Below are 10,962 nucleotides of genomic sequence, written 5' to 3'. Positions count from 1 at the left end.
CGATACATTGATTACTATAATCACAAACGCATCAAGTCAAAATTAAAAGGCATGAGCCCGGTACAATACCGAACTCATGCCCAACAGGTTGCATAAAAATATTGTCTAACTTTAAGGGGTCACTTCACACGGGCCCTGCTTTTTTATTTTTTGCCGGCGGTCGGGCTGCTAATCGCAATAACTCGACAACAAAAAAATAACAGCAAGCGAAGCGCAGAGGCATTCACTTTCTGTTATCTTTTAATCGGTTATTATAGCATCCGGGCTTATGCATTAAACGGAAGCCTGTACGTTCGAATTTCTTGTAAAGGATGAAGGAAGCAGTGAATAGACGTTTTGGAGCATAAGCAGTTTAGGGCTTAGCTTGAATTTTGAACCCGAAAAGGTGCAACGGTCATAATTGAATAGGAGCGACTCGATATGGATGGTGCAGTCTGTAAAGGAGCAGCCGATATAATGAGAGCCGTCGAAGTAAACATCCTCGTTTTTAAATGCTTTGTTCATAATGTATTCCATATCTCTTTTCCCCCTAGTAGTAAATGTCATTCTATTAAATAATAATATGCAGCTTAGTAATATCTAATGTCTATAACCGCTTTTCCGCCGAATGAAACAATAGATTGATAGCTTCGATCAGGAAAAAATGTCGGAGAGGCTGTTGCGGGGCTGTCCTTTCGGCTCCATCGCGCCCATGTGCCGGAAAGCTAAAGCCAGCTTCAATTGCAGGAGCTGATCCGTATTTTTGAGATCCAGGCGAAGCAGGTCACTGATTTTCTCCATGCGGTAAATGACGGTATTGCGATGAATAAATAGTTCCTTAGCGGTGTCATTGATTTGTCCATGATGCGCAAAATACGTTTCGAGCGTTCTGAGCATTTCCGCGGCATATTCTTCCTCCTTTTGCAGGAGCGGCCGCAAAATGTGCCCGCCGAATTTGGATCTTATTTCCGGCGGAATATGCCGCAATAAATAGGCGAACTCCAGATCCGGAAAAAAGATGACCGGCATTTCGAAGGCTAGCAGCTCGCTGATCCGCTGCGCTTCCACGCATTCCCGATAGCCCTCTAACAGCTCATCCGCGCCATGCTTGACTCTGCTGACATAGCAGCTTGTTTTTTCCGAGGCCGAATACATGGAAATGATGATTTCGCCAAAGGCTTGCGCGGTTTGCCGTGTTGGCGTAAGATTCTTGGCCGTTTCTTCGGATAAGGCGAATAAGCTGAGCAGACGGTCTGCGACATAAAAGTGGAGGGATTCGATATCTGCTGCGTTTGGATGCTCGCGAAGGCGTCCATGAAGATCGCGCAGCATTTTGGATCGCCGATCCATGTCTCCTTTATGTATGCTCAAGTCCGCTGTGATACAAAGGTATGCTCCCTCAAAAATAGGGCTGCCCATACCGATTGCTGCTTCAGCAAGGGTATGCTCCGCTGCTCTTCCTTCAACAATTAGCTCTATCGTTTTCCCAAGGCGATTGCCCGCCGCCGCATATTCCTGATCCTGTATTTGCTCCAGATGGTAGGAGAGAATGACGGCTGCTTGATGGAAAAGCCCTTCCTTCTCATAGGCCTCCGGCAAGTTAGCGGAGCTGACGATTAGAAAACCGTATGTTTTCCCGCTCTTCAGCAGTGGAATACGGGATAAAGTAACGCGGCCCATCTTTACCGGTTTATCGCCGGCTTCCCACAGCCGCTTCCCGAGCAGCTCCTCCTCCGTGCATACCGTCGTATTATGAAGCAGCTGACCGCTGCTTCCGACAATAGCGATGTCATGTTCCAGAATGGAGGATACCGACGGAAAGTACTGCGTATACTCATCGGCCCTCATTGCAAAGTCGACAAGTTTCTTTTGCGTTTCGAGCAGATCATTTAAACGCTTTGTGCTTCGTTTAAATTCATTTTGGAACAGGGCGGTGATTTGCTCAGAGAATGTGAATTCGAAAGGCAGCTCGATGAGCGGAAGATTCAAACGGTCGGCTTCCCGAAGCGCGACCTCCGGGATTTCGCTCCAATACCGTCCGAGCTTTATCCCAAGCCCGGCTGAATTTCTCTCATGCAGCTTTTGCAGCAAAAGGACAAACTCTTCGGGTGAATCCTTGATGGCATAAGCGGTTGTTAGAAGGAGCTCACCCTCTTTCATCCAATTGATAATATCCGGGGCATCCATCAGATTGATTGCGCTGATGATTCGGGAAATCCCCCCGCCGCCAGCCACGAGCTTGCCTTCCGATAAGGGAAATACATGAAGCGCCTCTTTGACGGATAATTCCATTCCCCACCTCACCTGCTCCGTTATCGTTTTAATCCCGCCATTGTGTATAACTCTAATCACTAAACAATGGCTTTTCAGATAAAACAGTATTGCTAAGGTATTTGTATGTTAGATAATATAACACAAAATAATTGATTTTTGTTAAATTTCCAAAAAGAATGCATTTTCATTGTTTTTTCAACCGAACTTATGTCATATATGTTTACATGAAAGCAAGCAGCGCTTATGATTGGAATCACTTCACAACGAATTCGCGAATGAATAAAAGAAGAGGGGAAGAGATCAAAATGCAGCTAGCCCATAACGGCGCTTCTCAAATCGCACTAGAGCGGAATTCAGGGTCGATGCTTACGCTAAGGGATGTCGGCAAGGTATATCCAAACGGTACAGCTGCCGTGCAGCATGCCAACTTGGAAGTGAATGAAGGAGAGTTTCTATGTTTCGTTGGACCATCTGGCTGCGGGAAATCGACGGTTTTTAATATGATTGCCGGCCTGACGGCGCCAACCTCGGGGGAAATGACAGTCTTAGGGACCTCCGCAAAGGAGGCTCGCAAACAAAATGAAATCGCCTTTGTGTTTCAGGAGCATACCTTGCTGCCATGGGCAAAGCTTATCGATAATGTGACGCTGCCGCTAACGCTGCGAGGCGTTCCGAAGAAAGAACGGATAGCGGAAGGCGAACGCGTTTTGGAGCTGGTCGGTTTAAAGGATTACGTGAAGGTGCTGCCCAGAGAGCTTTCCGGCGGGATGAAAATGAGGGTATCGATAGCGCGTGCGCTTATTTCAAGGCCGAAGCTGCTCCTCATGGACGAGCCGTTTGGCGCATTAGATGAAATCACGCGTCAAACGCTGCAGGATGAGCTGCTGCATATTTGGCAGCAGGATCCAAAGATGTCCGTTTTGTTTATTACGCACAATGTGTTCGAAGCCGTGTTTTTGTCTACCCGCGTGGTGGTCATGACCCCGCGGCCAGGGAAAATTTCCGATGTCATCGACATACCCGTTGGTTTTCCGAGAGACGAGGAATTTCGGACACGGCCCGAATTTGGCGAGTATGTTCGCACAATTTCTGGTGTGCTAAAGCATTAACAGCAGGAAGGCGAAAGGGGACAGGAACGATGATGGATAAAATGGCGGTTAACCCTTCAACGAGCTCTGCCGTAACGGCTAATCCGGGCATGTTGAAGAGTGTATTCGCAAAAGGTCTAAACCGGGCGAGCAGGATGGCCAAGCAAATGATCCCGCCGCTTATCGTGTTTATTCTGTTTGCGGGAGGCTGGGAGCTGATCGTACGTTTAGTTGGCACACCGCCGTATATTTTGCCGAAGCCATCCGATATTTTGGAGTCGGCCGTGCATAATTGGTCCAATCTGGTAACCTCCGTGACGACCACGATCGTCGAAGCATTAATCGGCTTTGCGCTGAGCGTTGTGCTTGGCGTCGCGGTTGCCATTGTTTTGGCCTTGTCCAAAACGGTCGAGAAAAGCGTATATCCATATGCGATTATTCTCCAGACCATCCCCGTTGTCGCAGTCGCTCCGATCATCGTTATTTGGTTCGGCGCCGGAATCAACGCCATCGTTATTATTTCTTTCTTAATCAGCTTTTTCCCGATTCTATCCAATACGCTCATCGGACTTAACTCCACGGACCAGAACATGAAAAATTTGTTCTACCTCTATAATGCAGGGAAGCTGCAGACCATTTGGAGATTGCGGTTTCCCGCAGCTCTGCCTTACTTGATGGCGGGTCTTAAAATATCCTGTTCCAGTGCGGTGGTTGGTGCCATCGTGGGTGAATATATCGCGGGTATCGGCGGAGGGAAAGGCGGACTGGGTTACGGGATTACGGTTGCAGCGACCCGATTGGAGACGCCCTATCTATTTGCTTGCGGATTAGCGGCATCGCTGCTTGGTATTGCTTTCTTTCTTCTTATAAATTATTTTTCCAACAGACTGCTGCGATCCTGGCATGAATCTGCAATGAAATAAGCAATAAAAAACAAATGATACCGGGGGATGGATGAGATGATGAAGAATACGAAGCTTTGGATGACCGCTTGCTTGATTTTTGCGATGTTGGCCGTTACAGCCTGCGGAAACAACGGGAATGGGAATGTTGCGGCAACCGGCAGTAACGAGGAGGAAGCGGAAGCAGCCGATGCAGGCACAAGCGTAAGGCTGCTTGAAGGATGGTTCTCCAAAGGCGAGGATGGCGGTTATTTCGCGGCATTGCAGCAAAACTATTATAAAGACAGCGGTATTGATATGACCATCCAGCCAGGCGGGCCGGAAGTGTCTGCCATGCAGATGGTCGCATCCGGCAAAGCGGAGTTCGGTATCTCGTACGCTGATGAGATTTTGAAGGCCAGGGAGCAGGGCATTCCGGTGGTGGGCATATTGGCGGGCTTCCAATCGACGCCGCAGGTATTGATTTATCACAAAGGCGAGAAGATTAACGGATTCGAGGATTTGAACGACAAGACGGTATATATCGGAACGGCCGTTCCTTATTGGGAATTCATTAAAAACAAATACAAGCTTTCCAAGGTGCAGGAGATGAAATATACAGGCCAATTGATCAATTTCATCAACAATAAGAATGCCTTGAATCAAGGCTATATTACGAATGAGCCCTACGCTCTCGCACAGCAAGGCATTGATGTGGATGTACTTAAAATCGCGGATTCCGGTTATGCCAATTACGCCGACGTGCTTTTTACGACAGAAGATTACATCAAGGAGCATCCCGAGGTCGTGAAGGCGGTCGTGCAAGCGAGTCAAAAGGGCTGGAGCTACTACTTGGAAAATTACAAAACGGTGAATCCGCTGATTCAGACGTACAATCCCGATATGACGCTTGAAGCGATGGATTACGAAGCCGAGCATCAAAAGGAATTTATTATGACGGATGAGACAGCGGCAAACGGAATCGGGCACATGACCGGCGAGAGATGGGAAGAATTGCTTGAACAAATGCTGGAAGTGAAATTCTTAACGAAAACGCAGGATGTATCCCAAGCTTTTACGACCGAGTTTTTGGCTAAGCCATAAATCCATGCGGAAGAGGAGCGCTTATGATCCCTATCGGAAACAAAAAGAATAATTGGAAGGTGTCCGGGACGAAAGCCGATCTGCGGCGCACGCAGAAGCCGGTTCAATCCCTGGCGATGGAGGCTAAGCCTCAGGAAGTCGTAATTGATTTGGAGCGAACAGCGATTATTATCGTTGATATGCAAAATGATTTCTGTTCCCCTGGAGGCTGGCTTGATTCCATTGGCGTAGACACATCGGTTCTTCTTGGACCTGTAAACCGGCTGAACCGATTGCTGCCCAAGCTCCGTGAAGCAGATGTTCCGGTGCTGTGGCTGAATTGGGGAAACCGGGAGGACCAAATGAATTTGCCCCCATCCGTGCTTCATGTCTATAACAGGGATGGCATAAGCAATGGAATCGGAGCTCCGCTGCCGGGCAGCGGATCAAAGGTTCTGGAGAAAGGGAGCTGGGGATCTGCGCTCGTGGATGAGCTTGAGGCTGGAAATGAAGATATTTATATCGATAAATATCGCATGAGCGGATTTTGGGACACCCCGCTCGATAGTATTTTGCGTAACTTGGACGTACGGACGCTGCTGTTTGCGGGCGTGAATCTGGACCAATGCGTGATGCATACGCTTCAGGATGCCATTTGCCTTGGCTATGACAGCATATTGCTGCAAGATTGCTGCGCAACGAGCTCGCCTGCGTATTGCACGGAAGCTGCCCTCTATAATATACAGCAATGCTACGGCTTTATTGCAGACTCTGATAGGCTGATCGCGGGGATGACGGATAACATAACAGACCAAAAAGCGGCTAATCGCTAGGCTGCAAGAATAGAAGGAGAGATTACGATGTTTCAACGATATGAAGGTGCAGCCTGGCAAACGAGGTTTCTGCCCAGATTAACGAGCAAGCAGATCGAGGAATTGCCGAAGGAAAAAGCGCTTGTCATATTGCCGATCGGAGCGGTCGAGCAGCATGGTCCCCATCTTCCGGTATTTACGGATACGTTAATTGGCGAGGCGACCCTTACGCAGACGCTTGAGCAGGTGAACGCGGAAAAAAATATTTGGCTGCTGCCCCCGATTCCTTATGGCAAGAGCAATGAGCATATCGGCATTCCAGGGACGATGTCCCTGTCGGCGAATACGCTGCACGGCATCATTATGGACTTAGCCAAAAGCGTACTCGCAAGCGGATTCCGCAGGCTGCTGTTGTTCAACACGCACGGCGGGAATGTCGATTTACTCAATACGGTTGCCCGCGAGATTCGAATCGAAACAGGTCTGATGGTCTTCTACTTGATGCCCGGCAGCTTAAATGACGTGACGGATCTCATTGCTCCGGAAGAAATGGAGTTCGGGATTCACGGCGGAGATTACGAGACTTCCATCGTCCTGTCGGTAAAGCCGGATTGGGTTCAGATGGAGCTCGCTCCAAATGAGCTGCCCGATATGTCTAATTATGAGTTCCTGACTTTAGAGGGGAAAATTCGGTTTGCTTGGAAGATGGCCGATATTTCGGCAAGCGGCGTGGCGGGAAATGCGGCTGCGGCAAACGCGGGCAAAGGGCAAGCCATTCAGGAAAGAGTCGCGTATAAGCTTAGCAAGGCGCTGGAGGAGCTGTGCGACTTTGAAATTTCAGAGGTTAGAAAAAGGTGAGCCGACATGCGTGACGGCAAAACCTACTATTAACGAGAGGCTGATGATTTATGATCCCAGGTTTGGTTGCCGGAAATTTCGAAGAGTGTCCCGTTTATAAAATAACAGAGAAAGATACGAATAAGTTTGTGCTGCTATGTGACCGGGAGCAGGTGCCATTCACATCCTTCGTCGAAATTTTCGAACCGGGCGGACGGACGCCGTCGAATGAGCATCGGGAAGCCCATGAATATTTTTATGTGCTAAGGGGCGAGGGGCTGGCGAAGGTCAGTGACTTCACGACAAAGATCAAGCAGGGATCTTTCATCATCGTTCCTCCGGGAAACCATCATGATATTATCAATACGGGCTCAGAGAGGCTTTATTGCTTGACGACAATGATGCCTGATGAGAACTTCTCGGATTTAATTAAATCAGGTCCAAGAGCGAGCTTGGATGAAGGGGACATGGAGGTGCTGAAAGCCCTTCGCGCCGTTTAAACAAGAATGAAACAAGCGTTGAATAAGCGTTGTCCTCTTTTGGCGGCAAGGCTTATTCGATGTTTGCGGTCCATAGGTTTTAATTGACAAACCGATGGCTCCGGTTTACTATTGGTTTGAATTCAAACTAATTTAAGGAGTGAGGCTCCGCATGGGAAAAGAATCCTTTATCACCCGTTTTCCTTGGGAGCAAGAGGACAGCAATACCTTATTGATTAAGCTCGCCTTCATCAACATTCGGCGTGAAATCGAAGGCGCTCTTCGCCCGCTGGGCATGACGCCCCAGCAATCCCAGTCGCTTCATTTGCTTGCGATGAAGCCAGGCGCAATGAATGCCGATTTGGAGAAGCTGCTTTATATCGATAAGTCGAGCGTTACCAGCATCATCAATGGCATGGTGAAGCGCGGGTGGGTCGTCCGCCGCGAGCATGATCAAGATGCTAGAATGAAACGCATTTTCTTGACGGAACAAGGCTTAGAGATGCATCAGCTCTCTACCCGCGCCGTGCAGCAAGCAAAGGATAAATCGAACCAGCTTCTAACAAAGGAAGAAACAGCCGCCCTTCAAGTATTGCTGAAAAAAATAATTAAAGCTTACGAATAGAGGAAGGGGCCGGCGTTTTTTTGTCATTTTGTTTGAATTCAAACGATATACTATTTAAAAGAAGAAAGGATGTTATTGGAGATGGAAGCCGCAGGCGTGAAAAATAATGGCGAGAAGCTCTTGCCTATTTTGGCATTTACGTTAGTTTTCTCGATTATGAATGCTTCGATGTTTAATGTGGTTATGCCTGTCATCAGCAAGGAGTTTGGGATTACGCCCTCGCAGGTGAGCTGGCTCCTAACGGGTTACATGATCGTTTATGCGGTAGGCTCCGTTACATACGGCAAGCTGGCCGACAAATACCGGCTTAAGGATCTGTTAACCTTCGGATTAATTTTCTTTGCGCTGGGCTCAATCGTAGGGCTGACAGCTACCGAATATTGGATGATCGTGCTTGGCCGGATCCTGCAGGCCAGCGGTGCGGCCGTTATTCCGGCCACGGCTATGATTGTTCCCGTGCGTTATTTCTCGCCGGAGAAGCGCGGCAGGGCGCTGGGTACGGTTGCTGCCGGACTTGCGCTCGGCACCGCGCTGGCTCCTATCGTAGCAGGCCTTGTAACGACCTTTGCCAGCTGGCGTTTTCTGTTTTTATTATCGTTGATCCCGCTGCTGGCACTGCCATTCTTTCGGAAATATTTAGATAACCAAAAAGGCAATGCGCAAAAAATAGACTTTTTGGGAGGCATATTGTTAGGCGGTGCAGTCGCATTGTCGCTGCTTGCGATTTCGCTTGGGAAGTGGTTGCTTGCTTTGGGAGGAGCCGTGCTGCTTGTTCTATTCATTATTCGCATCAGAACAGCGGCTGATCCGTTTATCCATCCTAAACTGTTCGGCAATAAAAAATATTCCTTGGGTTTGTTTATTACCTTTCTCGCAACCGCATTAAGCTTCGGCATGCCTTTCGTAACGCCGCAGTTTTTATCCGGATTGAATCATTTGTCTCCTGCCGTCATTGGTCTTGTCATGTTTCCGGCTGCGATTACCTCTGCTTTCCTCGGACGCAAAGGAGGGAAGCTCGCGGATGAGAAGGGGAATTCATTTTTAGTATATGCGGCGATTTCGCTCAGCTTCGTCTGCTTCGTTTTGCTTTCGGTTTTTGTGGGAGCTTCGCCGTATCTGATTCTCTTTCTACTGATTTTCGGCAATACGGGCCAAACCTTTATGCAGATTGCGATGTCCAACACGATTTCCAGAACGCTCTCGAAGGAGCAAATTGGCGTAGGGATGGGATTGATGTCGCTGCTCAATTTTATCTCGGGCGCGATGTCGACAAGCGTGATCGGCAAGCTGCTGGACGCCAAGGATACATCCTTCCATTTGAATCCGGTTGCCATGTATAACGGGGCCTACGTCTACAGCAATATCTTTTTTGCGCTAGCTATTCTGGCGGCCGTTATTGTCTGCATTTATTATTTTTCTTTCAGCGCATTCAGCGGAAAGAGAGGACTGAAAGCAAAGCTCGAAGAACGCAAATCCTCTTCTACAACGGCGTAAAAGAATAAAAACGCTCATGAAGCAAAGCGAAGAGTAATTTTATAAAGGTAAAAGCATAATAAAAAGCATTCTTAGCTAAACGGCTGGAATGCTTTTTTGTGTCTTGACAACTATAACTGTATCATTTAGTATTACAGTATTGAAAAAAGTTACAGTTTGTTGATCCATATGCACATAACGGGAGAGATGAAATAAATGAAACCAAATTACTTGCCATTATTCGAAGAAATAAGTTTTAAAAGCGGGGTGCAATTAAAGAACCGTGTCGTCATGGCTCCAATGACGAATTTCTCTTCGAACGAAGACGGAACGGTATCGGATTCCGAGCTTCGTTATTATGAACGCCGTTCGGGCGGCGTAGGGCTAGTCGTAACGGCTTGCGTTTATGTATCGCGGAACGGCAAAGGCTTCCAAGGGGAATTTGGGAGCGACAGCGATGAAATGATTGACAGCTTGCGGCGGTTGGCCTCGTCAATCAAAGAAAAAGGTGCCAAGGCGGTGCTGCAGATTTTCCATGGGGGGAGGGAATGCCCGCCTAATCTCGTGCCTAACGGTGATGTCGTGAGTGCGAGCGCAGTTGCTTCCGAGCAAAACCCGAATGTTGTCCCAAGAGCGCTGTTGGATTCGGAAATCGAAGCAATCATTCGTGATTTTGGCGAAACGACGAGAAGAGCGGTTGCCGCTGGTTTTGACGGCGTTGAAATTCACGGCGCGAACGGTTACCTTGTACAGCAATTTTTCTCTGCTCATTCGAATACGCGTGAAGACCGCTGGGGCGGCAGCATTGATAACCGGCTGCGTTTCCCGCTTGCGGTGGTTGACGAAGTGAAACGTGCCGCTGCGGCCCATGCCAAAGGACCGTTCCTGGTCGGCTACCGCTTTTCTCCTGAAGAAGCGACGACACCGGGGATCACGATGGAGGATACATTCCGGCTCGTCGATGAGCTTGCTAAGAAGGATCTGGACTATCTTCACGTTTCCTTGCAGGAATTCTGGTCTATGCCGAGACGCGGCGCAGATGAGAAGAAATCCCGGATCGAATGGATTCAAGAGCGAGCGGGCCATTTAGTGCCGATTATCGGAGTAGGTTCCATTCAAACGCCTGATGAAGCGGTAAAGGCTCTTGATACAGGTATCCAGCTGATTGCCATCGGCCGGGAATTGATCGTCGAGCCCGACTGGGTTGAAAAGGTCGCAGAGGGAAGAGAATCCGAAATTAAAACAACGCTTAGCAAGGACGATCAAGATCGGTTGGTTGTACCAACGCCGCTCTGGCAGGCCATTATCCATACGCCGGGCTGGTTTCCGATAGGCGATTAATATAAATAAGCGAAAAACAGGCCAGAGCTTGCTCTGGCTTGTTTTTTTTGCGTTTTGAAAGTCTTTTTTTGATGACAGCGCAACCAAATA

The 10,962-nt window shown here is 48.4% G+C and carries 12 protein-coding genes; 10 read left to right on the top strand and 2 right to left on the bottom strand.

Annotation, left to right across the window (positions count from 1 at the left end):
• The coding region (locus MRBLPE1_RS23110) for an IS3 family transposase (protein WP_364149796.1) at window positions 1-96 on the top strand (96 nt) is incomplete at its 5' end.
• A gap of 177 nt (window positions 97-273) precedes the next feature.
• Here MRBLPE1_RS23110 and MRBLPE1_RS23105 read toward each other — a convergent pair.
• Both MRBLPE1_RS23105 and MRBLPE1_RS23100 read right to left on the bottom strand, forming a co-directional pair.
• A complete protein-coding gene (locus tag MRBLPE1_RS23105; RefSeq protein ID WP_364149707.1) occupies window positions 274-516 on the bottom strand; it encodes a hypothetical protein in 243 nt (80 codons plus the stop codon).
• Between the two features lie 117 nt (window positions 517-633).
• Window positions 634-2,271, bottom strand: a complete 1,638-nt coding sequence (locus MRBLPE1_RS23100; protein ID WP_364149706.1) for a PucR family transcriptional regulator — start codon at window positions 2,269-2,271, stop codon at window positions 634-636.
• A 287-nt stretch (window positions 2,272-2,558) separates the two neighbouring features.
• Between MRBLPE1_RS23100 and MRBLPE1_RS23095 the strand changes: the two genes are divergently transcribed.
• The 9 genes from MRBLPE1_RS23095 to MRBLPE1_RS23055 all read left to right on the top strand — a co-directional run bounded on the left by MRBLPE1_RS23095 (window position 2,559) and on the right by MRBLPE1_RS23055 (window position 10,872).
• Complete coding sequence (locus tag MRBLPE1_RS23095) at window positions 2,559-3,362, top strand: ABC transporter ATP-binding protein (protein WP_364149704.1); 804 nt, start codon at window positions 2,559-2,561, stop codon at window positions 3,360-3,362.
• 89 nt (window positions 3,363-3,451) lie between these two features.
• On the top strand, window positions 3,452-4,264 hold the full coding sequence (locus tag MRBLPE1_RS23090) for an ABC transporter permease (protein ID WP_364149794.1): 813 nt from the start codon (window positions 3,452-3,454) through the stop codon (window positions 4,262-4,264).
• Between the two features lie 36 nt (window positions 4,265-4,300).
• On the top strand, window positions 4,301-5,326 hold the full coding sequence (locus MRBLPE1_RS23085; RefSeq protein ID WP_364149702.1) for an ABC transporter substrate-binding protein: 1,026 nt from the start codon (window positions 4,301-4,303) through the stop codon (window positions 5,324-5,326).
• Between the two features lie 23 nt (window positions 5,327-5,349).
• Complete coding sequence (locus MRBLPE1_RS23080; protein WP_364149700.1) at window positions 5,350-6,138, top strand: cysteine hydrolase family protein; 789 nt, start codon at window positions 5,350-5,352, stop codon at window positions 6,136-6,138.
• A 27-nt stretch (window positions 6,139-6,165) separates the two neighbouring features.
• Window positions 6,166-6,975 carry a creatininase family protein gene (locus tag MRBLPE1_RS23075; RefSeq protein ID WP_364149699.1) on the top strand — a complete coding sequence of 270 codons (810 nt, stop codon included), beginning with the start codon at window positions 6,166-6,168 and terminating at the stop codon, window positions 6,973-6,975.
• 50 nt (window positions 6,976-7,025) lie between these two features.
• The gene (locus MRBLPE1_RS23070) at window positions 7,026-7,454 is read left to right on the top strand and encodes a cupin domain-containing protein (protein ID WP_364149698.1); all 429 of its coding nucleotides are present in this window, start codon (window positions 7,026-7,028) and stop codon (window positions 7,452-7,454) included.
• A 151-nt stretch (window positions 7,455-7,605) separates the two neighbouring features.
• A complete protein-coding gene (locus tag MRBLPE1_RS23065) occupies window positions 7,606-8,058 on the top strand; it encodes a MarR family winged helix-turn-helix transcriptional regulator (RefSeq protein WP_364149696.1) in 453 nt (150 codons plus the stop codon).
• Window positions 8,059-8,139: 81 nt separating this feature from the next.
• On the top strand, window positions 8,140-9,552 hold the full coding sequence (locus tag MRBLPE1_RS23060; RefSeq protein WP_364149694.1) for an MFS transporter: 1,413 nt from the start codon (window positions 8,140-8,142) through the stop codon (window positions 9,550-9,552).
• Between the two features lie 195 nt (window positions 9,553-9,747).
• Entirely contained in the window at window positions 9,748-10,872 is a 1,125-nt protein-coding gene (locus MRBLPE1_RS23055; protein ID WP_364149692.1) for an NADH-dependent flavin oxidoreductase, read from the top strand.
• Window positions 10,873-10,962 lie beyond the last annotated feature (90 nt).

This window comes from Paenibacillus sp. LPE1-1-1.1 (assembly GCF_040676435.1).
Classification (GTDB): domain Bacteria; phylum Bacillota; class Bacilli; order Paenibacillales; family Paenibacillaceae; genus Pristimantibacillus.
The sequence above is the reverse complement of the archived record's forward strand: the minus strand, read 5'-3'. Positions and strand labels throughout refer to the sequence as shown.